Below are 26,710 nucleotides of genomic sequence, written 5' to 3'. Positions count from 1 at the left end.
GTCGGTTGCTGGGCGTGGCCGGGTGGGAGGGCGCCGCTTGGTCCTCTCGTGTCCTGCGAGACGATCTGCTGGCCGGGGCCGAGCGCGCGGTGATCGGTCCGAGGTTCGCGAGGTTCGCTCGCCGGACGGGCCGTTCGCGGTTGTTGCGGGCGATGACCGACGGACTGGGTGTGATCGACGCTGAGGCCGCCACGGCGCACGGCATCACCGGCCCGGCGTTGCGCGCGGCCACCTCACGGGACGATGCCACGGCAGGGGGCGATGTCACGGCGCGCTGGCAGATCTGGCTGGCGGAGACCGCTGAGGCGCTCGCCGACCTGGAGTCCGGCGAGCCGGGCACGCCCGCGGACGCAGCGGAAGGACCGCGCGGTCTCGTGGACGGGGGAAAGGCACCGAGCGAGGGCCTGCTGTCAGTGTTGCCCTCGCTGGTGAACGGTGCGGAGCTGGCCGGGGCACGGCTCATGGTGGCGAGCCTGGACCCCGATCTCGACGCGCTCTCCAAGAGAGCCACCGCCCAGGAGACCGCTCGTGGGTGAGGACATCGGATTCTGGGCTGTCGCGGGGCTTTTGGTGGCGGTGGGCGTGCTGGCGCTCGCCACCGCCATGCTGGACTCGGTCATGGGCGCTGCCGCGATGGGCCACGCACGTCCGGTGGCCGCGATGTTCGATCCCGTTCGCGAGACCGCCCGGCTCCTGGTCCAGCAGCGCAGCGTCGTGCCGGCCTCGGACTCCGTTCTGCGGCTGATCGGCACGGGCGGGATCGTTCTGGCCGCCGTGCTCGCGGCCCTCGTGGTCCCGGTCGATGTGCGACCTCTCGCGGATCTCGACATCGGCGTGGTCTGGTTCAACGCGATGGAGGTCCTGGTCTGGGCGGCCCTGTGGCTCATCGGCTGGGGCTCCAACGCGACCTTCGGGCTGGTCGGCGGCTACCGCATCATCGCGCAGGGCTTGGCGTACGAGCTGCCGCACATGTTCGCGCTCATCACGGCGGCCTTGGGTGCCGGGTCGTTGCGTGTCGGGGACATCGTTGCGGCCCAGTCAGAGTTGTGGTTCGTGGTGTGGATGCCCGTGGCGTTCGCCATCTACTTGCTGTCGGTGCTCGCCATGGCGTTCTGGGGGCCGCTCGGGCAGCCTGTCGATGACGACGTGGCGGGCGGTGCGGTGAGCGAGCTGGCGGGTGTCGACCGGCTGGTCTTCCTCGCGGGCAGGTACGCGCTGCTCGCGGTCACGGCGGCGTTCGCGGTGCCGCTGTTCCTGGGCGGGGGAGCGGGGCCTCTGCTGCCGGGCTGGCTGTGGATGCTGCTCAAGACCTCGGCCGTGATCGGCGTGCTGGTGTGGGTGCGCTGGCGGCTGCCCACCGTACGGATGGATCGGTTCATGGAGGTCGCCTGGATGGTGCTGATCCCCGCGATCCTGCTGCAGGCTCTCGTCGTCGGCATCGTCGTGGTGGTGCGGAGTTGACATGAGCGACGTGGGGTTCTGGATCTTGGCCGTGGGCGCGGTGGTGACCGGCATCGGGGTTTTCCGCGTCGACTCGATGGCGCGGGCGACGTTCCTGCTGCTGGCGTCCTTCCTCTTCGCGGCGGGCGAGCTGCTGTTGCTGGGGCTGGGCTATCTCGGCATGGTGATCGTGCTGATGATGACCATGGAGATGGTCGTCATGGCGGTCTTCATGGTCATGTACATGATGAATCCGGCCGGGCTCATGCCGATGACGATGGTCCACAACCAGCGGGCGGCGGCGGTGATCGCGGTGGTGACCTTTGCCGCGCTCGTCGCCGGGATTCTCCTCACCCCGTGGCCGGAACGAAGGGGCGCGCGGCCGATGGACCCGACCATGCAGGTCGGTGAGGCGATCATGGGTCCGCAGATGTTGCTGATGATCGTGATCGGGGTCGCCATCCTGGCCACGATGATCGCCAGCGTGGTGCTGGCGACCGACCGGGGGCGGTACGACCGGTACGGCGACCGCCTCGAGCGACGGCGGCCCGACGACCCGATCCCGGGAGGCCGCCGGTGACACTCGACGCCTTTCTGATCCTCGCCGCGGCGCTCTTCGCGGTCGGCCTCTACGGGGCGCTGACCCAGCAGTCCATCGTCATGATCATGATGGGCCTGGAGCTGATGGTGAACGGGGTGCTCGTGGCGGGCGGCGCGTTCTGGTACTTCGTCGCCCCGGCCACCGCTGACGGGCAGCTGGTCGTCCTCGTCGCGGTCACCGTCATGGCGCTGGAGATGGCGATGGGCTTCGCCGCCACGACCGCCATCTTCCGGGCCCGTGACGTCGACGTCACCGATGACGCCGAGGACCTCAAGGGATGAGTGCCCTGGTCTGGCTGTTGCCCGCCGTGCCGCTGGTCACGGGCGCCGTCCTGGTGTCGGCCGGACGGCGCGGCGACCGGGCCGCTCCGGCCGCCGGCGTGAGCGCGGCCGCGCTGTCGCTGGGCCTTGCGATCGCCGCAGCGTTCGTACGGCCATCCGCGATGGTTCCGTTCATCGCGGGCGCCCCGGGCGGACTGGCCGTCGACGGTCTCTCGGCGGTCATGGTGGTGACGGTCACGGCGGTGACGTTCGCGGTGCTGGTCTACTCCGTCGGAGAGTTCGGGCCGGACGAGGCGCGGGCGCGCTTTTTCGGGCTGATGTTGCTGTTCGCCGGTTCGATGCTGGTGACCGTCACGGCCACGACCTTGCCGCTGCTGCTGATGGCCTGGGAGGTCATGGGCGCCACCTCGTACGCGCTCATCGGCTTCTGGTGGCGGGAACCACGACGGGTGGACGCCGCCACCACCGCGTTCCTCACCACTCGCGCCGGCGACCTGGGGCTCTACATTGCCGCCGGAGCCGCGCTCGCCGGTGCCGGCACCCTGGTGCTCGACCAGCTTCCCCAGGCGAGCAGCGGCTGGCGACAGGTGATCGCCGCCGGTGTCGTCGTCGCCGCTCTCGGCAAGTCGGCCCAGCTCCCGTTCTCCTTCTGGTTGTCGCGGGCGATGGAGGGTCCCAGCCCGGTATCGGCATTGCTGCACTCGGCGACCATGGTCGCGGCGGGCGCGTACCTCCTCCTGCGGCTTCAGCCGTTGCTCGCCGCCACTGACTGGGCAGGCCCGCTCGTCGCCTGGGCCGGGGCCGTGACCGCCCTGGTGCTGGGCGCGGTCGCCATCGCGCAACCCGATCTCAAGCAGCTGCTGGCGGCTTCGACCTGCGCCCAGATCGGGTTCATGGTCCTCGCCGCAGGGGCGGCCGGGGTCGGCGGAGGCGTCGCGCACCTCGTCGGCCACGCCGCCACCAAGAGCCTGCTGTTCCTGGTCGCCGGCGTCTGGCTCGCCACACTCGGGACCAAGGATCTGGAAAGGCTGCGGGGAGCCGGCCACCGCCTGCCCCGCGTAGGTGCCGCCTTCACCGCAGGAGGGCTGACGCTCGCCGGGTTGGCGCCGCTTTCCCTGTGGGCGACCAAGGATGCCGTGCTGACGGCGGCCTGGGCGGAAAGCTCCGCTTTGTACGTGGTAGCGCTCGTGGCTGCGCTGCTGGGCGCGCTCTACTCGGCCAAGGCGATCGCGATCATCTGGCAGCGCCCGCGCGATGGTGGGGAGATCTCGCGCGACTCCGAGGAGACTCCGGACGCGGTGGGTGGATGGCGAGCCGGCCCAATCCCGGTGCTGGCCGTGATCTCCGCCGTGCTAGGCGTCTATGCGATCCCGGCGGTCGCCGACGAGTTCGCCGAACTGATCGGTTCTCCGGCGACCGAGCCTGCCGGCTGGCAGTTGGTTCTGTCGGCCGTGCTCGCGTTGGCAGCGGTATGCGGCACGATCGCCGTCGTCCGTCGTGGTGCGCGGTTGCCAATCCCGGTCCAGGCCGCGTTGGCGGGCTGGCTGGGATTGGAACGCGCGGCCCATGTGCTGCTCGTTCGCCCGACCTTCGCGCTCGCACACGCGCTCGCCCGCTTCGACGACCGGGTCGTGGACAGGGGAGTGGACGTCGCCGCCGAGGCCGTCCACAAGGTGGCACGGCTGGCGGACCTGCGACTGGAACACCCGATCGACGCGGTCGTGAGCGGCGTCGCCGGTGGCTTCCGTTGGCTGGGCCGCTTGGCCCGGCGGCCGCAGACCGGACAACTGCACGCCTACTACGCGCAGGCGGCAGCGCTGTTCGCCGCCCTCGCGTTGATCCTGGTGCTGGTGAGGTGAGGTGACCGTGCTCAGCTTGGTGATCTTCTTGCCGCTGGCCGCCGCGTTGATGCTGGGCGCGGTGCCACGCATGACCGACAGAGCAGTCCGGATCGCGTGGGTCACGGTCTCCGTGGTCGACCTCGTTCTGGTGGTCTGGTTGTGGGTCGGCTACGACGCGGGCGGCGGCATCGGTTACGAGACCGACCTGCAATGGATCCCGTCGGTGGACTCGGGTTACCACGTGGGCGTCGATGGCCTCTCACTTCCGCTCTTGGCACTCACGGCGGTGCTCTTCCTGGCCTGCGCCGTCTATCCGGCGCCTGAGGGCGGCCGGTTCCGCGCGTACGCCGCGCTCTTCCTCTTCCTGGAGTCAGTCTCCCTTGGGCTTTTCGCGGCGCTGGACCTGATCCTGTTCTTCGTCTTCTTCGACCTGTCGATCGTCGGCATGTACTTCGTGATCGCCGTGTGGGGGCATGGTGAGCGGGGGCGGGCGGCGCTGAAGTTCTTCCTTTACACCTTCCTCGGCTCGCTCGCCCTGCTCGTGGCGTTCATCGGGCTCTTCCTCGCCGCCGACCCGCACACCTTCGACATGGTCGAGCTGTCCCGGCAGAACCCGCTGGCCAGGGGAGGAACGACCGCCGGACTGGTGTTGCTCGCGCTTGGCATCGGACTGGCCGTCAAGACACCGACCGTCCCGTTCCACACGTGGCTGCCACCTGCACACACCGACGCGCCCGCCGCAGGCTCGGCGATCCTCGCCGGGGTGCTGCTGAAGATGGGTACGTACGGTTTCGTCCGCATCGCCATGCCGATGCTGCCCGACACCTGGCGCCGTTACGCCTGGGTCATCGTCATCGTCGGGCTTGTCAGCGTTCTGTACGGGGCGCTGGTGGCACTGGCCCAGGAGAACTTCAAACGGATGGTGGCCTACACCTCCGTCAACCACATGGGCTACATCGTGCTCGCCGTCGGAGCGGCCGGTGTAGTCGCACGCGGTGACGCGCAGGCGCGGGAGCTTGCGGTCACCGGCGCGGTGACGCAGATGGTCAGCCACGGGCTCATCACCGGCGGGCTCTTCCTGATCGCGGGCGTCCTCTACGACCGGCGCCGCACCTACGAGATGGGCGAGTACGGCGGGCTCGCCGGGCAGGCGCCCAGGCTCAGCGGACTGACCGCCGTGGCCGCGTTCGCCTCGCTGGGGCTCCCGGGCTTCTCCGGATTCATCGCCGAATTCCAGATCTTCACGGGCGGGCTGGCCACCGCCACGGTCGCGACCGCGCTCGCCGTGCTGGGAATCCTCATCACGGCTGGCCTTTTCCTGCGCGCCTACCAGCGGATCTTCCTGGGCCCCGGTGACACGGCGTTCGCTGATCTCACCGTGGCCGAGGTGGCCGCGATCGCACCGTTGCTCGTCGCGGCGCTGATCATCGGGATCTTCCCGAGATTCCTGCTGGACGTGATCGAACCCGCCTCGCGCACGGTCGTGGAGCTGGTCGCACGGTGAACGAGAACCCGGTCGCGTTGCTGCCCGAGCTGATTCTGCTCGGGGGAGCGGTCCTCGGCCTGCTCACGGGCCTGTTCCTGCCGCGAGCGCGGCAGTGGGTGGTCTCGGTCATCGCCGCCATCGCCCTCGTGGCCGGGATCACCGCCGCCATCGCGGCGGCCACCGGGCCCGATGAGATGGCCTTCGACACCTATGCCATCGACATCGGAACGCACGCCACGCGGATCACGGTGATGGCCGCGATGTTGCTGGTGCTCGGGATATCCCGTGACACGATCCGCGGCCACCCCCGCGAGACCGAGTTCGTGACGCTTCTGCTGCTCGCCGCGCTGGGCACGGTGCTGCTGGGCGGGGTAAGCGACTTGCTCGTGCTGGTCGCCGCGTACTTGCTGGCCAGCATCCCCGCGTACGCGCTCACCGGCTTCGGCAAGGACGCCCCCGGCACCGAGGCGGCGCTGAAGTACTACCTGATGGGAGCCTTCCTGGGCGTCGCGATGCTCGCGGGCGTCACCATCCTGTACGGCGCGACCGGGGCCACCGGCTATGGCTCGCTCCGGGAGGCGGTCGGGGGAGCGCCCTTCGGCGCCGTCGCCGTGGGCATCGTCGTCCTGCTCGCCGGGCTCGCGTTCAAGATCGGGGCGGTTCCCGGGCACTTCTGGGTCCCCGACGTCGCCGAAGGCGCGTCCGCCCCGGTCGCGGCGTTCGTCACCACCGTCCCCAAGATCGGCGGGATGGTCGCGGTCTACCGGCTCTTCGACCAGGCGCTGGAGCCCGCCGATGTCCGCTGGAGACTGCTCATCGCGTTGCTCGCCACGGCCAGCATGACGTTGGGCAACCTCGCCGCGTTCTTCCAGGACCACCCGCGCCGCCTGCTCGGCTACTCGACCATCAGCCAGGTCGGCTACGTGCTTCTCGCGGTGGTCGCCGCAGGACGCGACGACGCGTTCGGGCTTGCGGCGCTGCTCTTCTACCTCGCCGGGTACGCCATCACCAACCTCGGTGCCTTCGCCGTCGTCGCCGAGTTCCCAAAGGCCACGACGCTCTCCGCCTATACAGGGCTTTTCCACCGCAATCGGGGCCTTGCCCTGTCCCTGATCGTCTGCCTGCTCGGCTTGGTGGGAACGCCGCCGACGGCGGTGTTCGTCGGCAAAGTGAGCGTGTTCACGGCAGCCACCGACGCGGGTTTCGCCTGGCTGATGGTCGTCGCGGCGATCAACACGGTCGTCAGCCTCTTCTACTACCTGCGGTGGGTGGTGCCTCTGTTCGCCCGGGAGGTCCCGGCTCCCAGCCAGGGGACTTCCAGCCAGGGGACTTCCAGCCAGGAGACCAATCTGGAGCGCGCTGGTTCGTGGAGCAGAAGCGTTGCCTACGGCTGCGCCGTGGCCGCCGTCGTACTCGGAATCGTTGCCGGACCAGCGCTTGACGGCTTGAGCGGAATGCTCGTTCGATGATCAGGAACCGGGCGACCCCGTGAAGCCCGGGCCGCACGAAGGCTTTCGACGGCACAATGGGGAATGGAGGTGGCGCTGTGGCTGAATTGGGCGGCTCCCTTGAGCGCGCGGTGATGGATGTGCTGTGGTCGGCGCCAAGGCCGCTGCGGGTCCGTGAACTGTTGGAGACCCTGAACGACGGGTCGCGCAAATCCCTCGCTTACAACACGGTCCAGACTGTGGCGGAACGCCTTGTAGGTAAGGGGATGGCCGAGCGCGCTCCTGACGGCCTGGCGTTCAGGTATGCGCCGAAGCGGGCGCGTGAGGACTATGCCGTCGATCTGATGTTGGGAGCGCTGACCGAAAACGACGATCACGGCGCGATCCTCGCGCGGTTCGCCGAGAGCGTCGCCCCCGAAGACGCCCAACAGCTGCTGGAGGCGCTACACCGGCGCACCAGCGGCAAGCAAGTAACTTGAGCGCATGTCCGCGCTGCTGATCGGCCTGGTCGCCGCCACAGTCCTGCTGGGTTATCTGGCAGGGCCTTTTCTGGTTCGGCTGCGTCGGCTCGCGGAGCATCCGGGTGCTCTTGTCGCCTGCTGGGCGGGCCTGCTGCTGGGCACGGTCACGGTGACGGCCGCCCTGACCGCGATAGCGCTGCTCGTGCCCCCGACCCCGGGGCACGGGCTCCTGGAGTGGATGCACAACTGCCTGCCGCACCACTCGCCGGTGGCCTTCATCCTGGGCGGCCTGACCAGCCTCGTGCTCATGGTCGCCTGCGGCACCCGGCTGGCACAGGGGTTGCCTCGGCTCCGGCGCGCCGTCCGCCGCCGGCGTGAACACCGCTCGATGCTGCATCTCGTCGCGCGAGAGGATCGCCGGAACACCGACGTCCTCCTTCTGGATCATCCCTTGCCCGTCGCGTACTGCCTCCCGTCCCGATGGCGTCCGATCGTGGTGAGCACAGGCGCGCAGACCCGGCTCACCGGTCTCCAGCTCCAGGCCGTCCTTGCACATGAGCGGGCCCATCTGCGTCAGCGCCACCACGCCCTGCTGCTCTTCTTGGACCTGGCCCACACCTTGCTGCCCTGGCTGCCCACCGTCCGGCTCGCCAAGGCAACTCTGCCGATGCTCCTGGAGATGTCTGCCGACGACGCGGCGGCGCGCAGATGGGGACGGCGCACTCTCGCCGATGCTCTGCGCCAGGTCGCATCCACGCCTGGGCTCGCCGGAGCGCTGGCCGCGGCCGGCGGCGGAGAAGGCATGCTGTCGAGGCGCCTCACCCGGCTTGAGACCCCCGCGTCCACCGGTACGCCGAACCACGCGCGACGAGCCCTCATTTGGGCGGTGGCTGCCGGCACGGCGGCGATACCGGTGATCACTGCCGCCGCCACACTCTCCTCGCTGGCCGGAGTCTGCTGACACACCTGCGGCAAATGAGGCAATTTGCCCACTTCGGTGGCGTATGTGGTCACAACCTCCTACGCTCTGTCAGAGCATGGCTCCTATGCCCTGTAGGAGTGCGGTGCGGTGACGCGCTGGGTCGGCGACCGACAGGAGAGATGCATAGATGCAGCGACGAGGCGCCACGGGCAAGAGCCATGGGCTCACTCGCTTCACCGTCGCCGTGGCTGGAACGGCCGCCATCACCGCGACGTTGGGTCTTCTGCCCGCGGAGCTGGCCGTGGCCGAGCCCAAGCCCTCGCGCCGGGAGTTGACCGCTCAGGAGAAGAAGCTGGCCGATCAGGCTGAGCAGCTCAGTGAGCAGTACAACGGGCTGCGGGTGCGGTTGCAGCAGGCCCAGCGCGCCGCCAAGATCGCCCAGGACAACGCGCGGCGGCAGAACGAGACCCTGGTCAAGGTCCGTGCCCAGGTCGCGCGGGTGGCTGCGGACGCCTACAAGAACGGCGCGGTCGACCCGGCGGCGGCCATGGCCTCCTCGGGCGACCCTCAGGCGATCTTGGACCGCTCCGCCACGCTGAACTTCTTCGCTCAGCAGCACGGCACACAAGTCGGGGCTCTGCTTCAAGCCGTGCAGTCGTCCGAACGCGCCCGCAAGTCGGCCGAGGTGCGCGCCAAGGAGGTACGCGACCTCACCGCCGCGGCCGAACGCAAACGGCGCGAGCTGCAGACCCGGCTCAAAAAGGTCCAGAAGGCGCTGGGAAAGATCACGCCGTCCAAGCCAGGGCAGGCCCCGAACGTGGCCCCCGGCAAGGCTTCGACCAAGGCGATGGGAGCTGTGCGCGCCGCCCTCAGCCAGCTCGGCGTTCCGTACTCATGGGGTGGGGGCAGTGCGTCCGGGCCGAGCTATGGCACGGCGCAGGGCCGCAACATCAAGGGCTTTGACTGCTCGGGGCTGACCCTGTACGCCTATGCCCAGGTAGGGATCGGCTTGCCGCACTACACCGGCAGCCAGTTCACTGCGGGCACCCGCGTTTCACAGAGCCAGCTGCAGCCGGGCGATTTGGTCTTCTTCTACAGCGACCTGCACCACATGGGTCTGTACATCGGAGGCGGCAAGATGGTCCACGCCCCGCAGACCTGTGATGTCGTCAAGGTCAGCTCCATCTCCGGCCGCCCCTTCGCAGGCGGCGTCCGCGTAGCCTGACCCACCCACATCCGGCCACCCGAGCTCCTTGCACGCGTTCTTTGGAATGTCCGGACCGGGTCCGCCAGTGGCGCGCCTGCTGGCGGACCTGCGGACACCCGCCTGCTCGGCGGTGAGGCCCACCGCTACGGGACACGCCCTAGGTTCATACCCGTGCGGATCATCTCTCTCAACGCCTGGGGCGGCGCGATGTTCGACGAACTCGCCCGCTGGCTCGGCACATGCGGCGCCGACATCCTGTGTCTCCAGGAGGTCACTCACACCGCGGCTGTCGGCGGGTGGACACGCTTCGACGACGCTGAGCGGTCGCTGCCGCAGCGAGCAGACCTCCTGGCCGACATTCGCTCGCTGCTGCCCCGTCACCACGGGCTCTTCACCGCCAGCGACGCCGGCCCGGTCCTCGACCACGAGGGCAGTTGGCATCAGCAGGATTTCGGACTGGCGGCCTTCGTCGCCGAGACACTTGCCGTCGTCGGCATGCGATCGGCGTTCGTGCACGGCGACTACGTCGAACACCAAGGTCAATGGCCAACCGATGGCCGCCCCCGCGCCGCTCAGGCCGTGCGTGTTTTCGACCGTCAAGCCCGGCGGTTCGTCACCGTCGTCCACATCCACGGCCTGCGAGACCCACGTGGGAAGGGCGATACCCCGGCTCGGCGGGCGCAGGCCAAGCGGCTCGCGGACCTTATCACCGGCGTGCGCGAAGACGGTGACCTGACGGTGGTGTGCGGCGACTTCAACCTGCTGCCCGACAGCGAGACGTTCCAGGTCCTCGCGGGGCTGGGGCTGGTCGATCTGGTCCGGGACGCCGACACCCGGACCTCCCGCTATCCCAAACCGCTCCGGCATGCCAGTTATCTGCTGGTCTCCGAGCCCACCGCTGTCCGACGGTTCGAGATCGTCACCGAACCGGAGGTATCCGACCACTGCGCCTTGCTACTCGACCTCTAGAGCCTGTCCTGTGGCCGTGGCCATCCGTCCCGTGCAGTGGTTGATCATTGCTGGGTCAGCGAGTCCAGGAGTTCACGGCCGTGCTGCCACGAGCCCAGGCCGCTTGCGGAGTTGATGTGTCCGTACGCGCCCGCCAGGTGCCATCGCGCCTCCCACCGCGACGCGAAGCCGGCGGCCGCCTCGGAGGTGCAGTACGGGTCGTCGCCGCTGCCCACCACCAGGGCCGGGCACGGCAACGGTTGTGCCGACACCTCCATGAACGTCGCGGCCGCCTGGCGTGGGAAGGCCGGCCCGTGCGGGTCGGGCGGCGCGACCAGGAATGCGCCGCCTGTCGGGCTGGAGGGGTTCTTGTTCAGCCAGATGGACGCAGCCCAGCAGCCCAGGCTGTGAGCTACCAACACAACGCGGCTGTCCTGCCGGGAAGCGTCGTCGTACGCCTCCTGGACAGCGTCGACCCAGTCATCCAGATCGGGGGCGGACCACGAGGCAGGGGAGATCCTCACCGCTGAGGTGCCCCACTGCCGCTCCCACAAGGTCTGCCAGTGCCGCCCGTCCGAGCCGTCGATACCCGGGATGACGACGTACGCGACCACTGCCCACCACCGTTTCACTCGTCGCTCCCTGCGATCCTGGGAGCGCCTGGCGCAGATTCTGTTGGATGCATCAGGGCAGCGGTGGTGGCACAAGTGATCTCAAGGAAAGAAGTGCGGACAACGATGGAATCATTCGACCGGATAGACCGAGACATCCTCGCTCTGCTCCAGGCCGACGGTCGGCTGACCGGCGCGGAGGTAGGGCGCCGCGTCGGACTCTCGCAGCCCGCGGCCAGCGCGCGCATCCAACGGCTGGAGAAGAACGGCGTCATCACCGGCTACCGAGCCGTGGTCGACCCGGCAGCCCTCGGGCTGAACATTCACGCGGTCATCCGGCTCCGCGCCACGCACGCCCAGCTCTCACGCGCCTTGGACTTCGCCTCCCGGACCCCCGAAATCGCCTCCACCCTCAGAGTCACCGGGGAAGACTGCCTCATCTTCGACGTCTATTGCCCGCAGGCTGGACGACTCGAAGAAGTTGTCGACGCACTTGCCCGTTACGGCCCTGTCACCACATCCCTTGTGCTCCGCGCCTACCCCCAGAAGCCACTGACCGACGCCGACAACGTCATGACCCGCAACACCTAGGTCGGGCGGTTCGGTTCCTCTGCACTTGATATGAGCTTTGCGACCACAGGTGTTTCTTCCCAGGCTGCCAAGGACATTGAACTAAGCGGGCAGATCCAGGGATTTCACGCCGCCCTGGTGGCGCCATCTCCGCACATGACCGGAAGGGGTATGGGGTGGACGCTGCGAGGGCCATCCGAATCGTTTCGGGAGAGCGGCCATTAAGGGTTCCGGGGGACCTCTGGACACGGGAGGCGAGGGCTCCGGCCTACGAGGAACTTCGTCCCTTCGGTGCTCGTGTGACTTCGGGATTCCCCGTCTACAAGGATCTGGAGGAGCGGTTACTACACGCCAGAACGCATCCGGATCACGAAATCGCGCATGTCATGGCGACGTGTTCTGCCTATGCCTACTCGGGCCCGGAAACCGTGTCCATGATCATGGCGAGGCTGGGGCTTGAGGACAATCATTGCCGGATGATCCAGTTGTCCGTCGACCCGCTGCTTCTCCGGTCGACGGCATTCGTGGTTCAGAGCAAGAGCGGGAGAGTCGCCATCCTGTGCTACCGGGGCACGGAGCCGCTGAGCCTCATCAACTGGATGGTCAACCTCGACCTTGAGCCGGAGCGGATCAGCTACCAGGTCGACGCCCGCCGTCCTACGGTGCACGGCGGCTTCTACCGCAACACGCGGGCGACGCGTTTTGAGGTCATGGACACGCTGAAGCGCGGCTGCGAAGGCCGGTCGGTTGTGCCTTCCGATGGCGGTCACGGTAATGACCTGGAGGCGCTCTACATCACCGGGCACAGCTTGGGCGGCGCGATGGCAGGGCTCATGGCCGTCATGGTGAGGCATGAACGCAAGTACCGGGAGGCGTTCGCGCATCGGCTCAGGGCGGTCTACACCTTCGGTCAGCCGATGATCGGCAATCCTGATTTCGCGGAAGCCTGCCAGCGGGATGAATTCCTCCACGAGAATGTCATCCGGTACATTTATGGCAACGATATGGTCCCGCATCTACCACCAGCGGCGTCGGGGGCGTTCCGGCATTTCGGGCGCGAATTTTTGTATCGGGCTCCGCGCTTTGGCAACCCCCTGGCAGGTCTGCTGGGACAACGTGGCCGCTCCTTCCGGTCGTCCGCGCAAAAGTGGGAGGAAAGTACGCGGCCCACATCCCAGACTCCGGGCGCGCCAGCGATACTGTTGGCCGGTCTGGCGTTCGCTGCCGACAAATTGCAGCTGATCCGCTCACTGCCCGCCGCATATTCCATCGAGGATCACTTCCCCCGGCGTTACATCTCTTCCCTTGCCGCAGGCGGCGGGCAGAACGAGTTCGGCGACTGACGATCTCGGTAATGATCACCGCGTCGGCAGATGATTTTCGTTCGCTTGTGCAGACTTTGTCTGTCTTGTTCTCGACTGCTGGATGACCGGGACGGTGTGACGGGAATGCCGACGAAGTGAACCGGCCGACAAGGGGAGAGCCACATGCGCGAGGCCAAGCAGCACGAGCAGATTGTCGGGAAGACCCGGCCGGCAGCCGAAGTGTCTGAGGCCGAGCGGTACGAGCGTTATGCCGGCGGTACTCCCGAGGCCGAACGGGCGATCTTCGAGCGGCTCGCCCGCGACCTCATGCGGGTCCAGTTGAAGATCAAGAAGCGCACCGGGGCCGCCGGTGTCGAGCGGACCTTCCACGCGAAGGGCATCCTCGGCGTCGAGAACGCCAGGCTGAGGTTCCGCCCGGACCTTCCGGGCGAACTGCGAGCCGGTTTCGCCCAGCCCGGCGCCGAATACCCGGTCGTCGTCCGGCTGTCCAACGCCAGCGGGGTCCGCCAGCCGGACTTCGCACCTGACCTGCGGGGTGCGGCACTGCGGATCCAGGTAGGGCCCGATCAGGCCCATGACCTCCTCATGACGAACCATCCGGTCTCCCACGCACGGAACGCGCGTGAGTTCGTCGCGTTCGCGCAGGCCATGGCCGGTGCGGACTCGACCCTGCGCAAGGGGATCGCGCTGCTGGTCAAGCTTCCCCTGTCAGTAGGCTGGTCCAACGCCGCGCGCATGCGGCGGAACGTGACCGCGGGGACCAGGCACCAGGTGCGCAGCCTCGCGCTCGAGACGTACTGGAGCCGCGGCGCGATCCTGTGGGGGCACACCGGGCCGGTGCGTTACCGGCTCCGCCCCACCGCGGCCGCGCCCTCGGCGCCTCCTCCGTCACAGCGTGATCCCGACTACCTGGGGCATGAGCTCTCCGCGCGGCTGGCCAAGTCGGACATCGTCTTCGAACTGTGCGTACAGCGCTTCACCGACTTCAGGCGCACACCCATCGAGAACGGCGCGGCCGACTGGAGTGAGGAGGACGCGCCCGCCGTCCCGGTGGCGACGCTGACGATCCCGAGGCAGAACCTCGATACCGCGGACGCCCGCGCCGTCGCGTCGCGCGTCGACCAGCTCGCCTTCGACCCGTGGAACACCACGGAGGAGTTCCGGCCCCTCGGCAACCTGAACCGTGCCCGCAAGGTCGCCTACGAGGCATCCAGCGCCCACCGCCGGGGATACCGCTTCATCACACCGACGCCGAAGCGCAACATCGTGGTCGGAGGAGCGCTGGAGAAGGGATTCCGCGCCGTCAACCGGTTCGTCCCCTGGCACAGGCTGCCGACGTACGCCGGACTCCTCAACGTCCAGGCCTTCCGGCATGCGCTGCGCCGTCGCAACCTCATCGACCCCGAGATCCGCGAGGCGGCGCCGAAAGCGCATCCGGTGCCCCCGCCGATCGACGAGCACCTGCGGGTCAGGCGCAGTTACGACGGCACCTACAACGACCTGTCCGCGCCGGCGATGGGCGCCCTCGGCTCGCCCTTCGGCCGCAATCTCCCACCCGTCTACCAGCCCGAACTGCACAACGTGCCCAATCCCGTGGTCGTCAGCAGGGAACTGCTCCACCGCGACACCTTCATCCCGGCGCCTTCGCTGAACATCATCGCCGCCGCGTGGATCCAGTTCCAGGTACACGACTGGGTCAGCCACAAGCGCTACCCGACCGGGGCCAAGAGTGTCGAGGTGCCGCTGCCGCCCGGCATGACCTGGAGCAACACCCCGAGTGGAAAGCCGGAGAAGGTGATGCGCTTCGCCGACGACGAGGGCATGTACCCCCGCCCTGGCACAGAGCCGCCGATCCTGTTCGCCAACAACGCCTCCCATTGGTGGGACGGCTCGGAGGTGTACGGCGGCGACGAGACCGTCGCGAAATCCCTACGCGAGCCGGACGGCGGCGCCGCCCTGCATCTCGAAGAGGGACACCTGCCGTCCGGCCCGAACGGCTTTCCGATCACCGGCTTCCGCGACAACTGGTGGCTGGGTCTCAGCACGATGCACACCCTCTTCGCCCGTGAACACAACGCGGTGTGCGAGGCCCTGCGGAGCGAATACCCGCGCATGGACGAGGACAGCGTCCACCACACGGCGAGGCTCGTCGTCTCCGCCCTCATCGCCAAGATCCACACGGTGGAGTGGACCCCCGCGATCCTCGCCACCGATGTGATCGACATCGGTCTGCGGGCCAACTGGTCGGGGCCGCCGAAGAACTGGCTGACCCAACTGGGCCTGTGGCTGGCCGACGCGCACGCGCTGACCGGCATCCCCAAGACCCTGCCCGACCACCACTCCGCGCCCTACTCGCTCACCGAGGACTTCGTCACCGTCTACCGGATGCACCCGCTGATCCCCGACGACTACGAGATCGCCGACCACCGGTCTGGCCGGACGCTCGACACCCTGGGCTTCAACGACGTGCAGGGCACCGCGACGGAGGCCCTCATCCGCAAGATCGGCCTGCCGAACTCGCTCTACTCGCTCGGCATCGCCCACCCGGGCGCGATCACCCTCCACAACTTCCCGCGCGCGCTCCAGGCGTTCGAACGGGACGGAGAGATCATCGACCTGTCCGTGGTCGACATCATGCGCACCCGCCGCCGCGGTGTCCCGCGCTACAACGACTTCCGCGCCGGTCTGCACAAGCCGCGCCTGCGGCGCTTCGAGGACCTCACCTCCGACCCGGAGACGGTGGCGCGGCTCAAGGACGTCTACCGCACGGTCGACGACATCGACACGATGGTCGGGCTCTACGCGGAGAATCCGCCCAAGGGATTCGGCTTCAGCGACACGGCCTTCCGCATCTTCATCCTCATGGCCAGCCGCCGGCTGCAGAGCGACCGCTTCCTCACGGTCGACTTCAGGGCCGAGATCTACACCGCGCTGGGGCTGGACTGGATCGAGCGCAACGACATGAAGAGCGTCATCCTGCGGCATTGCCCCGAATTGGCCGGCTTCCTGCCGAGGACCGCCAGCGCGTTCGCCCCGTGGCGGCCCGCCATGCCCGACGAACCCGACCAACACGCGTCCGGCAAGCGGCGCGGCTAAGGGAGGCCGGCATGACCGCGAATCAGAAGGTCAGGCAGGAGGGACTGAACGATCTTCTCTCCCGGCCATTGCTGGAGACCATCTGGAGACGGCGTACCCACCGGGTCAGCCGCGGCGCCTCCGTTCCGGCCCGTTCGATGAGCTACGAGTCCCCGCACCGGCCGATGCCGCTGGAGGAGGTGGAGGAGGCGGTGCTCATCGCGCTCACCGGCTGCTCCGGCCTGACCATGCCGGACCGCCCGTTCGAGGACCCGCGCAACGGGAAGCCCATCATGGCCAAGCCGAACGTCAACATGGCCGGGCGGACGGCGGGCAGCCCCGACAACGCGCAGGGCACCCACTTCTTCATGATCAACGACAGCGGCACCTACTTCCTGAGGAAGCTGCCGCCCGCCCCGGACCTGCCCTTCGACGCCGACACGCTGGTCGAACGGGCACGCCAGGCCAAGGTGCAGGTCCTGGACCACCGTCTCGACGTTCCCGAAGGGATGCGAGACTTCCCCGCCTACCTGGACTCCAACCGTTTCCTGTCCAACCTGCCCGGCACGACGGTCTTCCTGCCCGTCGTCGACATCTCCCACCAGTACATCAACGCGCTGATGTATCTGCTCACCCAGCCGGAGGGGGCCAGGCCGACGATCGTCGACGACCGCAACTTCTATCGCCCGGCGGGCGTGCGGAAGTGGGTGAGGAACGGGTTTTTGAACAAGGACATCAAGCTGCCGCTCGGTGCGCTGGGACCGATGCGCACCCAGGTTGAGGCCGACCTGCTTCTGCAGAACATGATGCTGGTCGCGGACGGCATGGGACTCGGCTCCTGGATCCACGCCACGATGCACCCGCTGATCATGTTGGGCGACCCGAAGTTCTCCGGCGCGTACGGCCGGATGCTCGGCTTCGACTTCGTCACACCGCGCTTCCGTCCCGCCGACATCCTGCGCTGGCACGTGCCGCTGCCGAAGTACACCAATCTGCGTTCCCACCCGGTCGGGCTCCGGGCCAACGGAGAGCAGCTCATCAAGGCCTCCTGCCCGCCCAACCACCCGTCGATGGAGAAGGCCGTCGATGCCGTCGTTCAGGCGAAGTTCGGACCGGACGGCATCTACACCGATCGGGAGACCTTCGCCCGTATCTACAAGGGCGACTACGGGCAGCGCTATCTGGCCGACGCGAGCGAGTACGACCAGCGGGTGATCGACTGCACGCGGGACATCTGCGCCTACATCCACGCGACGCACGGGCGGTTCCCCGCACACGCCGACGCCATTCACGTGCCTGGCATATGGCTCCAGACGCACCATGTCGAGCTGGATTACTACGAGCGGTTCTTTGTGAACGGTACGACCGAAACGCACGAGCGCCATTCCACGCAATGGCACGCCACACCCGACCACAAGGCCCCGGTGTAAAGCTACCCCGGCTCTGCTTCGCCACGGCCGGGCCTGGGGCGTTCAACCTGTTCTCCGGGCTGGCCGTCGCGATGTCGGACTCCTACCCAGTCCTCGCCGCGTACGCGCGTGCCTGCGGCGCGGATGGCCACCGCGTGGAGACGCTGGAGGAGTTCGAGGACGCGTTCCGCACCGCTCTGGCCTCGGGGCGTCCCACCATCATCGACGCCAGTATCACCCGATGGGCCGCCCCTCATTACAGCCCCTCGCCCGGCCGCCCACGTGGCCGGCCATGGCCTGTCTGTTAGGGAGCCGTCAAAGATCAGCCGGTCGGCGTTAAGACCCCGTCAAGGTGACCCAAAACCTGCTCCCTTGGGGGGTTTACTCCGTTTGGGCCTTGGAAGCGAGGCCGGGGAGGCGAGCCGTCTCCGCCGGGGTAATCACACCGTTCCGTGACGACAAAGGAAACCGACAACGATGCATGACGTGGCGTTCGTCCTGCTGACAGTGGCGATATTCGTCCTGCTCGGCCTGCTGGTGAAGGGCGTGGAGAGGCTGTGACCGCCGAGAACCTGGTCGGCCTGATCCTGGCGGCCGGGCTGATCGTCTTTCTGATCGCCGCCCTCTTGTACCCGGAGCGCTTCTAGATGAGTACGACCGTCGCGGGGGTCCTCTTCCTCGGATCCCTAGTGGTCGCGCTGGCGGTGGCTTACAAGCCGCTGGGCGACTACATGTACCGCGTCTACAGCGGTACGAAGCACTCGCGCCTTGAGCGCGGGATCTACAAGGTCATCGGCGTCGAGCCGGAGGCCGAGCAGACCTGGGGCGTGTACGCGCGCGGTGTGCTGGCGTTCTCGGTGGTCGGCATCCTGTTCTTGTACGTGTTCCAGCGGGTGCAGGACCGGCTGCTGTTGTCGCTGGGGTTCACGCCGGTCAAGCCGGATCAGGCTTGGAACACCGCTGTCAGCTTCGTGACCAACACCAACTGGCAGTCCTACTCCGGCGAGTCGACGATGGGGCATCTGGTGCAGATGGCCGGCCTCGCGGTGCAGAACTTCGTGTCGGCGGCAGTCGGCATCTGTGTGGCGATCGCGCTGGTGCGGGGTTTCGCCAGGAAGAAGACCGAGCAGCTGGGCAACTTCTGGGTCGACCTGACCCGTGGATCGGTCCGGATCCTGCTGCCGATCGCGTTCGTCGCCGCCATCGTGCTGATCAGCGGTGGGCTGGTGCAGAACTTCTGGAACGCCCAGGACCACGTGGTCAACACCGTGGCGGGCGGGCATCAGGCGATCACCGGTGGCCCGGTGGCCAGCCAGGAGGCCATCAAGGAACTGGGCACGAACGGCGGCGGCTTCTACAACGCCAACTCAGCGCACCCGTTCGAGAACGGCACGTCCTGGACCAACTGGTTTGAGATCTTCCTGATCCTGGTGATCCCGTTCGCGCTGTGCCGCACGTTCGGCCGGATGGTCGGGCAGAACCGGCAGGGCTACGCCATCGCCGCCGTGATGGCCACGATCGCCATCACCAGCATCGTGCTGGTGAACGTCTTCCAGTTGATGCACCACGGCACGGTGCCCACGGCGGCCGGCGCGTCGATGGAGGGGGTGGAGACCCGGTTCGGGGTGCGTGACTCCGCCACGTTCGCCGGGGCGACGACGCTCACCTCGACCGGCGCCGTGAACTCGTTCCACGACTCCTACACCAGCCTCGGCGGCATGATCCTCATGTTCAACATGATGCTCGGCGAGGTCGCTCCGGGCGGCGTGGGCGCCGGGCTCTACGGCATGCTCGTGCTCGCGGTGATCACGGTGTTCGTCGCCGGCCTGATGGTCGGGCGGACCCCGGAGTACCTGGGGAAGAAGATCAGCAGCCGCGAGATCAAGTTCGCCGCGATGTACTTCCTCATCACCCCGATCCTCGTGCTGGCGGGTACCGCTGTCGCGATGGCGACCGAGAGCGGCCGGGCGGCCATGCTCAACAGCGGCGCGCACGGCTTCAGCGAGGTGCTGTACGCGTTCACCTCGGCGTCGAACAACAACGGGTCGGCGTTCGCGGGCGTCACGGTCAACACCGTCTGGTACGACACCGCGCTCGGGCTGTGCATGGTGTTCGGGCGCTTTCTGCCGATCATCTTCGTGCTCGCACTGGCGGGTTCGCTGGCCCGGCAGGGGCAGACCCCCGCGTCGGAGGGCACGCTGCCCACGCACAAGCCGCAGTTCGTCGGGCTCGTCGTCGGGGTGGCGTTCATCCTGGTCGCGCTCACCTTCCTCCCGGCGCTCGCGCTCGGGCCGCTGGCTGAAGGAATGCACTGATGGCAACACAGACGAGTCCCGCGCCCGCGTCGTCCAAGACGCCCGCCCCGAAGGGCGGCGGCAAGATCTCCGGCGGGCTGCTTGATCCAAAACAGCTGGTGCGGTCGCTGCCGGACGCCGTCCGCAAGCTCGACCCGCGCAGCCTCTGGCGCAACCCGGTCATGCTGATCGTGGAGATCGGCGCGCTGTGGACCACCGTCCTGGCCGTGGCCCGGCCGAGCGTGTTCGCCTGGCTGATCGTGGTGTGGCTCTGGCTGACGGTGATCTTCGCCAACCTGGCCGAGGCCGTGGCCGAGGGCCGTGGCAAGGCGCAGGCCGACTCGCTGCGCAAGGCCAAGACCGACGCGATGGCCCGGCGGCTGGCCGACTGGGCCCCGGGCCGGACGGGCGTGACCGAGGAGCAGGTGGCCGCACCCGAGCTGAAGCAGGGCGACCACGTGATCGTCGAGGCCGGGGAGATCATCCCCGGGGACGGTGACGTCGTCGAGGGCATCGCCAGCGTCGACGAGTCGGCGATCACCGGCGAGTCGGCCCCCGTCATCCGGGAGTCCGGCGGTGACCGTTCGGCGGTCACCGGCGGCACCAAGGTGTTGTCGGACCGCATCATCGTGAAGATCACGCAGCGCCCGGGCGAGTCGTTCATCGACCGGATGATCGCGCTGGTGGAGGGATCGAGCCGGCAGAAGACGCCGAACGAGATCGCACTCAACATCCTGCTCTCGGCGCTGACGGTCATCTTCCTGCTGGCGGTGGCGACGCTGCAGCCGATGGCGATCTACGCCAAGGCGACCAACCCGGGCGTCGCTGACACGCTCGCGCTGGACGGCCACGGCATCACCGGCGTTGTGCTGGTCTCGCTGCTGGTTTGCCTGATCCCCACGACGATCGGAGCGCTGCTGTCGGCGATCGGCATCGCCGGCATGGACCGGCTCGTGCAGCGCAACGTGCTCGCCATGAGCGGACGCGCGGTCGAGGCGGCGGGCGACGTCAACACCCTGCTGCTGGACAAGACCGGCACCATCACCCTGGGCAACCGGCAGGCGGCCGAGTTCCTCCCCGTGGACGGATCCACGGAAGGGGAACTGGCCGACGCGGCTCAGCTGTCGAGCCTCGCCGACGAGACCCCTGAGGGCCGGTCCGTCGTGGTGTTGGCCAAGCAGCGGTATGGCCTGCGGGAACGTAGTGCGGGCGAGCTGACGCACGCCCACTGGGTGCCGTTCACCGCGCAGACCCGTATGTCGGGCGTCGACCTGGACGAGCTCGGCGACGGCAAGCCCGACCGCTGGCTGCGCAAGGGCGCGGCGGGGGCGGTGGCCGACTGGGTGCGCGAGCAGGGCGGCACGGTGCCGCCGCAGCTGGGCGAGATCGTCGACGGTGTCTCCGCCTCGGGCGGCACGCCGCTGGTGGTCGGTGAGAAGACGAACGGGACCGTACGGGTCCTGGGCGTCATCCATCTCAAGGACGTGGTGAAGGCGGGCATGCGGGAACGGTTCGACGAGATGCGCAGGATGGGCATCCGGACCGTGATGATCACCGGCGACAACCCGCTGACCGCCAAGGCCATCGCCGACGAGGCCGGCGTTGACGACTTCCTCGCCGAGGCCAAGCCCGAGGACAAGCTCGCCCTCATCAAGGCCGAGCAGGACGGCGGCCGCCTGGTCGCCATGACCGGTGACGGCACCAACGACGCCCCCGCGCTGGCGCAGGCCGACGTCGGGGTGGCGATGAACACCGGAACCTCGGCCGCCAAGGAGGCCGGGAACATGGTGGACCTGGACTCAGACCCGACCAAGCTCATCGAGATCGTGGAGATCGGCAAGCAGCTGCTCATCACGCGCGGCGCGCTGACGACCTTCTCGATCGCCAACGACATCGCCAAGTACTTCGCGATCATTCCCGCGCTGTTCGTGGCGGTGTTCCCAGGGCTGGACGCCCTCAACATCATGCGTCTGCACAGCCCGCAGTCGGCGATCCTGTCGGCCGTCATCTTCAACGCGCTGGTCATCATCGCGCTGATCCCGCTCGCCCTGCGCGGTGTGAGCTACCGCCCCAGCAGCGCGTCCAAGCTGCTGAGCCGCAACCTCTACGTCTACGGCCTGGGCGGGATCATCGCCCCGTTCATCGGCATCAAGATCATCGACCTCATCGTCCAATTCCTTCCGGGGATGTCATGACGGATGACCGCAGCGAAGCGAGGATCGTCCGTCATGACCCTCGGGGGTCTGGGGGTCGTCCCCCAGAAAGGTACTGACATGCGTCTGCCCACTTGGATCCGGCAGCACATGGCCGCGCTCCGCGCGCTGCTCGTCTTCACCGTGCTGCTCGGCGTCATCTACCCGCTGTCGGTCTTCGCGGTCGCCCAGATCCCCGGCCTGAAGGACAAGGCCGGCGGCTCCATCATCACGGTGAACGGAAAGGCCGTCGGCTCGGCGAGCATCGGCCAGTCGTTCACCGACAAGGACGGCAACCCGCTCAAGCAGTACTTCCAGAGCCGCCCGTCCAACGCCGGCGACGGCTACGACCCGACCGCCACCGCGGCGAGCAACCTGGGACCCGAGGACATCGTCGACTCCTTGCCCGATCCCGCGCTGGTCGCGGCGGGCAAGGAGGATGAGAACGCCAAGCAGAGCCTGCTCACCCAGGTCTGCCAGCGGAGCAAGGCCGCCGGCGAGCTCGACGGCGTGGACGGCTCCCGCCCGTTCTGCACCAGCGGCGGCGTGGGCGCGGTGCTCGCGGTGTTCGGTGACCGCACGGCCGACGGGAAGGTCCCGCATCCCACCCGCGTCGTCAGCCTGAACGAGCAGGAAGGCGTGGTGAAGGCCCCCTTCATCACGACCTACAACGGCGTTAAGGTCGAGCTGGCCAAGTTCGGTGAGGAATACGCCAGGGGCCTGGTCGTGCCGATCAAGGGCAACGCGCCCACCACGCCGGCTGTTCCGGCCGACGCGGTCACCGCGAGCGGCAGCGGCCTGGACCCGCACATCTCACCCGAGTACGCGGCCATCCAGGTCAAGCGCGTCGCCCAGGCGCGCGGCATCACGCCCACCCAGGTCGAAAAACTGATCAAAGTTGAACAGACCGGCCGGGCACTCGGGTTCATGGGCGAGCCGGCGGTCAACGTCCTCAAGCTCAACCTCGCCCTCGACAAGCAGTTCCCTGCGCGTCGCTAGCAGTGTCAGGTGACCGGTGATGACTCAGATCCACAGATCCAATCGGGAGGTGTGATGGGGCGGGGGCGCTTGCGCGTCTACCTCGGGGCCGCGCCGGGGGTCGGCAAGACCTACGCCATGCTCGCCGAGGGAGTACGGCGGCAGGAACGCGGCACCGACGTGGTGGTCGGATATGTGGAGACCCACAACCGCCCCAGGACCGCCGCGCTTCTCGACGGGCTGGAGGTCGTCCCCCGCAAGACCATGGCCTACCGGGGGACGACGTTCACCGAGCTCGACGTGGACGCGGTCATCGCACGCCGTCCGCGGGTGGCGCTGGTGGACGAGCTGGCGCACACCAACGTGCCGGGCAGCCGGAACGACAAACGCTGGCAGGACATCGAGGAGATCCTCGGCGCGGGCATCGACGTCATCTCCACCGTCAACATCCAGCACCTGGAATCACTCAACGACGTCGTCGAGCAGATCACCGGCGTACCGCAACGCGAGACCGTCCCCGATGAGATGGTGCGCCGCGCCGACCAGGTCGAGCTCGTCGACATGACACCGGAGGCACTGCGGCGGCGGATGGCGCACGGCAACATCTACGCCCCCGAAAAGATCGACGCCGCCCTCGGCAACTACTTCCGCATCGGCAACCTCACCGCCCTGCGCGAGCTCGCCCTCCTCTGGCTCGCCGACAAGGTCGACGACCAGCTCGACCGCTACCGCGCCGACCATGACATCCGGGGAACGTGGGAAGCCCGCGAACGCGTCGTCGTCGCCCTCACCGGCGGATCCGAGGGCGACACCCTGATCCGCCGCGCCGCCCGCATCGCCGACCGCACCAAGGGCGCCGACCTCCTCGCCGTCCACGTCACCCGCAGCGACGGCCTCACCGACGCCAACCCCGCCAACCTCACCCGCCAACGCGCCCTCGTCGAGAGCCTCGGCGGCACGTACCACCAGGTCGTCGGGACGAACGTGCCGGACGCGGTCCTCGACTTCGCCCGCGGTGTCAACGCCACCCAGCTCGTTCTCGGTGCCTCCCGGCGCGGCCACTTCGCCCAGCTGTTCTCACGCGGCGTCGGCGTCACGACCACCGCCCGGTCCGGCCCGATCGACGTCCACCTCGTCACCCATGAGGAAGTGAACCAGGGACGCCGGTGGAAGGCCCTCCGCGCTTCCTGGGGTGTGCCCGCCAAGCGGCGGAACACCGGCTTCGCGGCCGCGGCCATCGGGCTGCCGCTGCTCACGATGATCCTCGACCAGCTGCGCGAGTCGGTCTCCCTCACGACCAACATCCTGGTCTTCCAAGCGGCGGTCGTCGGGGTCGCGCTGATCGGCGGGCTCTATCCGGCGATCTTCGCCGCCATCGTCGGCACGGCGCTCCTGAACTTCTACTTCACCGAGCCGCTCCGCACGTTCCTCATCCACGACCCCGAGGTGATCTTTCAGCTCGTGGTGTTCGTGGTGGTGGGGGTGACGGTCAGCACGGTCGTCGACATCACCGCCCGCAAGGGCCGGGACGCCGCCCAGGCCAGAGCCGACGCTCAGGTGCTCTCCACACTGGCAGGGGACATCCTGCGTGGCGATGAGGACAGGGTGTCGTCCGAGGGACGCAGGGGCCACAGTGCGTTGACAGGCATTTTGGAGCGGCTGCGGGAAACCTACGGGCTCACCTCCGTGACGCTTCTGGAACGTGACCCCGACTCACCGTCCACCCCCGCGACCCAGCGAGACCCCAGTGCGTGGATCATCGTCGGCACGACCGGTGGTGAGCCCTGCACCAGCCCGGATGCGGGGGAGTCCGACATCCTCATCGACGACGACACTCTGGCGCTGGTGTTGCGCGGCCGGGCCCTGCCCGCCTCCGACCGCCGCGTGCTGGAGGCGTTCGCCGCCCAGGCGGCCGTCGCGCTGAGACATCAGCGGCTGGCCGAGACCGCCGAACAGGTCCCTCCCCTTGCCGCCGCCGACAAGATGCGCACCGCCCTGTTGAACGCGGTCAGCCACGACCTGCGCACCCCGCTCGCCTCGGCCAAGGCCGCCGTCGAGAGCCTGGGCAGCCTCGATGTGAGCTGGAGCGAGGAGGACCAGGACGAGCTGATCGCGACCGCCGCCGAATCCCTCGACCGCCTCGACCGCCTCGTCGCCAACCTCCTCGACATGAGCCGGCTGCAGGCCGGTTCGCTCGGCATGTCGCCGCAGAAGGTCGCCGCCGAGGACGCCGTGCCACGAGCACTTGACGACATAGGTGATGTCGACGTCGACATCCAGATTCCCCAGGGACTACCCGAGATGGTCGCCGACCCGGCCCTTCTGGAACGGATCCTGGTCAACCTGATCACCAACGCCGTCCGCCACAACCCGCCGGTCAAGCCCGTTCTCGTCACCGCGAGCGAACACGCCGACAGACTCGAACTGCGCGTGATCGACCGCGGGCCGGGCATCCCCGCCGAGGACCGCGACCGCGTCTTCGAACCGTTCCAGCGTCTCGGTGACCGCGACAACCACACCGGTGTCGGTCTCGGGCTCGCACTCTCCCGCGGCCTCGCGGAGGCAATGGGCGGCTCCATCACCATCGAGGAGACCCCCGGCGGCGGCCTGACCATGGTGCTCGACATGCCCACCAAGCATCTCGAACCCGTCCCTGGCCGGGAAGAGACTCCGGCCGGTGCCGCCGGCGGGCACGGTGAGCGGCTGTCCCCGGACGGCACGTTCGAGGAAAACGCAGGCCAGGGCGGCGCAGCGGAGGGCAAAGCTCGGGCAGGCGCTACAGGGGAGGGCAAAGCCGGGGAGGAGGGCGCCGACCCGGTGATGCTCGCTCGGGTCGCAGCCTGGCGCGACCAGATCGGCCATGACACCCACCGCCGGCCGGAGGACCGATCATGACGCGTGTGCTGGTGGTGGACGACTCACCACAGATCCTGGTCGCCCTCCGCCTCAACCTTCGTGCCCGCGGCTATGACGTCCAGGTCACCCCCGACGGCGGGCAGGCCCTCACCCGCGCCGCCGACTGGCATCCCGACCTGGTGATCCTCGACCTCGGGCTGCCCGACCTGGACGGCGTGGACGTCATCCGCGGACTGCGCGGCTGGAGCCAGGTCCCGATCATCGTTCTGTCCGGCAGAACGGGCAGCAAGGACAAGGTCGACGCCCTGGACGCCGGCGCCGACGACTACGTCACCAAGCCGTTCGGGGTGGACGAGCTGCTGGCCCGGATCCGGGCGATCACGCGGCGGGCGCCGGTGGACGACTCGCCGCCGGCCGTTCAGGTGGGCCACCACGTCGTGGATTTCGCCAGCAAGACCGTCTCCAGCCGCGAGGGCGAGAACGTGCACCTCACCCCGACCGAGTGGGGCATCCTCGACCTGCTGCTCCGCAACCCCGGCAAGCTCATCTCCCAGCGTCAGCTGCTGGCGGAGGTGTGGGGCCCCAACCACGTCAAAGAGACGAACTACCTGCGCGTCTACCTGGCCTCGCTGCGCCGCAAGCTGGAGGACGACCCGTCCAGGCCTCGTCACCTCATCACCGAGCCCGGCATGGGCTACCGATTCGAGCCGTGACCGCCCGGCAGGCATCCCGCCGCCCGTAGGCGCCGCAGTCACGCAGCGACAG

At 68.3% G+C, this 26,710-nt stretch carries 23 protein-coding genes; 22 read left to right on the top strand and 1 reads right to left on the bottom strand.

The features are described 5' to 3' along the window. Positions 1–14: 14 nt before the first annotated feature. The 11 genes from ACH34W_RS33010 to ACH34W_RS32960 all read left to right on the top strand — a co-directional run bounded on the left by ACH34W_RS33010 (position 15) and on the right by ACH34W_RS32960 (position 10,656). Positions 15–536, top strand: coding sequence for a hypothetical protein (locus ACH34W_RS33010; protein WP_395965060.1), 522 nt, complete (start codon positions 15–17; stop codon positions 534–536). After that, on the top strand, positions 529–1,461 hold the full coding sequence (locus ACH34W_RS33005) for an NADH-quinone oxidoreductase subunit H (RefSeq protein ID WP_395965059.1): 933 nt from the start codon (positions 529–531) through the stop codon (positions 1,459–1,461). Before ACH34W_RS33010 ends, ACH34W_RS33005 begins: the two co-directional genes overlap by 8 nt. Before the next feature lies 1 nt (position 1,462). Continuing rightward, positions 1,463–2,020 (top strand): NADH-quinone oxidoreductase subunit J, encoded by a 558-nt coding sequence (locus tag ACH34W_RS33000; protein ID WP_395965058.1) that lies wholly within the window; start codon positions 1,463–1,465, stop codon positions 2,018–2,020. Next, positions 2,017–2,322, top strand: coding sequence for an NADH-quinone oxidoreductase subunit NuoK (gene nuoK / locus ACH34W_RS32995; protein ID WP_151562878.1), 306 nt, complete (start codon positions 2,017–2,019; stop codon positions 2,320–2,322). The genes ACH34W_RS33000 and nuoK overlap by 4 nt, the downstream gene beginning before the upstream one ends. Next, on the top strand, positions 2,319–4,181 hold the full coding sequence (locus ACH34W_RS32990) for an NADH-quinone oxidoreductase subunit L (protein ID WP_395965057.1): 1,863 nt from the start codon (positions 2,319–2,321) through the stop codon (positions 4,179–4,181). Before nuoK ends, ACH34W_RS32990 begins: the two co-directional genes overlap by 4 nt. A gap of 7 nt (positions 4,182–4,188) precedes the next feature. Further along, positions 4,189–5,667 (top strand): NuoM family protein, encoded by a 1,479-nt coding sequence (locus tag ACH34W_RS32985; RefSeq protein ID WP_395965056.1) that lies wholly within the window; start codon positions 4,189–4,191, stop codon positions 5,665–5,667. Further along, complete coding sequence (locus ACH34W_RS32980; protein WP_395965055.1) at positions 5,664–7,118, top strand: NADH-quinone oxidoreductase subunit N; 1,455 nt, start codon at positions 5,664–5,666, stop codon at positions 7,116–7,118. Before ACH34W_RS32985 ends, ACH34W_RS32980 begins: the two co-directional genes overlap by 4 nt. Positions 7,119–7,195: 77 nt before the next feature. Then, on the top strand, positions 7,196–7,576 hold the full coding sequence (locus ACH34W_RS32975; RefSeq protein WP_395965054.1) for a BlaI/MecI/CopY family transcriptional regulator: 381 nt from the start codon (positions 7,196–7,198) through the stop codon (positions 7,574–7,576). A gap of 4 nt (positions 7,577–7,580) precedes the next feature. After that, the gene (locus ACH34W_RS32970) at positions 7,581–8,519 is read left to right on the top strand and encodes a M56 family metallopeptidase (protein ID WP_395965053.1); all 939 of its coding nucleotides are present in this window, start codon (positions 7,581–7,583) and stop codon (positions 8,517–8,519) included. Between the two features lie 148 nt (positions 8,520–8,667). Continuing rightward, positions 8,668–9,705 (top strand): NlpC/P60 family protein, encoded by a 1,038-nt coding sequence (locus ACH34W_RS32965; RefSeq protein WP_395965052.1) that lies wholly within the window; start codon positions 8,668–8,670, stop codon positions 9,703–9,705. Between the two features lie 153 nt (positions 9,706–9,858). After that, complete coding sequence (locus tag ACH34W_RS32960; protein WP_395965051.1) at positions 9,859–10,656, top strand: endonuclease/exonuclease/phosphatase family protein; 798 nt, start codon at positions 9,859–9,861, stop codon at positions 10,654–10,656. A 44-nt stretch (positions 10,657–10,700) separates the two neighbouring features. On the opposite strand, the gene ACH34W_RS32955 is transcribed toward ACH34W_RS32960, so the two are convergent. Continuing rightward, on the bottom strand, positions 10,701–11,267 hold the full coding sequence (locus ACH34W_RS32955; RefSeq protein ID WP_395965050.1) for an RBBP9/YdeN family alpha/beta hydrolase: 567 nt from the start codon (positions 11,265–11,267) through the stop codon (positions 10,701–10,703). Between the two features lie 105 nt (positions 11,268–11,372). Here ACH34W_RS32955 and ACH34W_RS32950 point away from each other — a divergent pair, with 105 nt between their 5' ends. From ACH34W_RS32950 to ACH34W_RS32900, 11 genes are all read left to right on the top strand, one after another. Further along, a complete protein-coding gene (locus ACH34W_RS32950) occupies positions 11,373–11,837 on the top strand; it encodes an Lrp/AsnC family transcriptional regulator (RefSeq protein WP_395965049.1) in 465 nt (154 codons plus the stop codon). Positions 11,838–12,115: 278 nt separating this feature from the next. Continuing rightward, the gene (locus ACH34W_RS32945; RefSeq protein WP_395965048.1) at positions 12,116–13,159 is read left to right on the top strand and encodes a lipase family protein; all 1,044 of its coding nucleotides are present in this window, start codon (positions 12,116–12,118) and stop codon (positions 13,157–13,159) included. Between the two features lie 144 nt (positions 13,160–13,303). Then, entirely contained in the window at positions 13,304–16,237 is a 2,934-nt protein-coding gene (locus ACH34W_RS32940; protein WP_395965047.1) for a peroxidase family protein, read from the top strand. A gap of 11 nt (positions 16,238–16,248) precedes the next feature. Then, positions 16,249–17,646: a hypothetical protein gene (locus ACH34W_RS32935; RefSeq protein ID WP_395965046.1), complete on the top strand. Its 1,398-nt coding sequence runs from the start codon at positions 16,249–16,251 to the stop codon at positions 17,644–17,646. Beyond that, complete coding sequence (locus ACH34W_RS32930; RefSeq protein WP_395965045.1) at positions 17,610–17,933, top strand: thiamine pyrophosphate-dependent enzyme; 324 nt, start codon at positions 17,610–17,612, stop codon at positions 17,931–17,933. The genes ACH34W_RS32935 and ACH34W_RS32930 overlap by 37 nt, the downstream gene beginning before the upstream one ends. Before the next feature lie 249 nt (positions 17,934–18,182). Beyond that, a complete protein-coding gene (kdpF, locus tag ACH34W_RS32925; protein ID WP_208262011.1) occupies positions 18,183–18,272 on the top strand; it encodes a K(+)-transporting ATPase subunit F in 90 nt (29 codons plus the stop codon). Further along, positions 18,273–19,940: a potassium-transporting ATPase subunit KdpA gene (gene kdpA, locus ACH34W_RS32920; RefSeq protein ID WP_395965044.1), complete on the top strand. Its 1,668-nt coding sequence runs from the start codon at positions 18,273–18,275 to the stop codon at positions 19,938–19,940. Continuing rightward, the gene (gene kdpB, locus ACH34W_RS32915) at positions 19,940–22,114 is read left to right on the top strand and encodes a potassium-transporting ATPase subunit KdpB (RefSeq protein ID WP_395965043.1); all 2,175 of its coding nucleotides are present in this window, start codon (positions 19,940–19,942) and stop codon (positions 22,112–22,114) included. Before kdpA ends, kdpB begins: the two co-directional genes overlap by 1 nt. 78 nt (positions 22,115–22,192) lie before the next feature. Then, on the top strand, positions 22,193–23,110 hold the full coding sequence (locus tag ACH34W_RS32910; protein ID WP_395965042.1) for a potassium-transporting ATPase subunit C: 918 nt from the start codon (positions 22,193–22,195) through the stop codon (positions 23,108–23,110). Between the two features lie 54 nt (positions 23,111–23,164). Next, positions 23,165–25,984, top strand: a complete 2,820-nt coding sequence (locus ACH34W_RS32905; RefSeq protein WP_395965041.1) for an ATP-binding protein — start codon at positions 23,165–23,167, stop codon at positions 25,982–25,984. Beyond that, on the top strand, positions 25,981–26,658 hold the full coding sequence (locus ACH34W_RS32900; protein WP_395965040.1) for a response regulator: 678 nt from the start codon (positions 25,981–25,983) through the stop codon (positions 26,656–26,658). The genes ACH34W_RS32905 and ACH34W_RS32900 overlap by 4 nt, the downstream gene beginning before the upstream one ends. The last annotated feature ends 52 nt before the right edge of the window (positions 26,659–26,710 follow it).

This window comes from Actinomadura sp. 6N118, from assembly GCF_044326415.1.
Taxonomy (GTDB): Bacteria; Actinomycetota; Actinomycetes; order Streptosporangiales; family Streptosporangiaceae; genus Spirillospora.
This window is presented reverse-complemented; position numbering and strand designations above follow the sequence as displayed.

Bases quoted from the DNA above. Each gene is read 5' to 3' on its own strand.
- kdpA (WP_395965044.1), top strand. From the start codon at position 18,273: ATGAGTACGACCGTCGCGGGGGTCCTCTTCCTCGGATCCCTAGTGGTC.
- ACH34W_RS32940 (WP_395965047.1), top strand. From the start codon at position 13,304: ATGCGCGAGGCCAAGCAGCACGAGCAGATTGTCGGGAAGACCCGGCCG.
- ACH34W_RS32900 (WP_395965040.1), top strand. From the start codon at position 25,981: ATGACGCGTGTGCTGGTGGTGGACGACTCACCACAGATCCTGGTCGCC.
- ACH34W_RS32935 (WP_395965046.1), top strand. From the start codon at position 16,249: ATGACCGCGAATCAGAAGGTCAGGCAGGAGGGACTGAACGATCTTCTC.
- kdpB (WP_395965043.1), top strand. From the start codon at position 19,940: ATGGCAACACAGACGAGTCCCGCGCCCGCGTCGTCCAAGACGCCCGCC.
- ACH34W_RS32965 (WP_395965052.1), top strand. From the start codon at position 8,668: ATGCAGCGACGAGGCGCCACGGGCAAGAGCCATGGGCTCACTCGCTTC.
- ACH34W_RS32910 (WP_395965042.1), top strand. From the start codon at position 22,193: ATGCGTCTGCCCACTTGGATCCGGCAGCACATGGCCGCGCTCCGCGCG.
- ACH34W_RS32990 (WP_395965057.1), top strand. From the start codon at position 2,319: ATGAGTGCCCTGGTCTGGCTGTTGCCCGCCGTGCCGCTGGTCACGGGC.
- ACH34W_RS32905 (WP_395965041.1), top strand. From the start codon at position 23,165: ATGGGGCGGGGGCGCTTGCGCGTCTACCTCGGGGCCGCGCCGGGGGTC.
- ACH34W_RS32930 (WP_395965045.1), top strand. From the start codon at position 17,610: ATGGCACGCCACACCCGACCACAAGGCCCCGGTGTAAAGCTACCCCGG.
- ACH34W_RS32950 (WP_395965049.1), top strand. From the start codon at position 11,373: ATGGAATCATTCGACCGGATAGACCGAGACATCCTCGCTCTGCTCCAG.
- ACH34W_RS32970 (WP_395965053.1), top strand. From the start codon at position 7,581: ATGTCCGCGCTGCTGATCGGCCTGGTCGCCGCCACAGTCCTGCTGGGT.
- ACH34W_RS33000 (WP_395965058.1), top strand. From the start codon at position 1,463: ATGAGCGACGTGGGGTTCTGGATCTTGGCCGTGGGCGCGGTGGTGACC.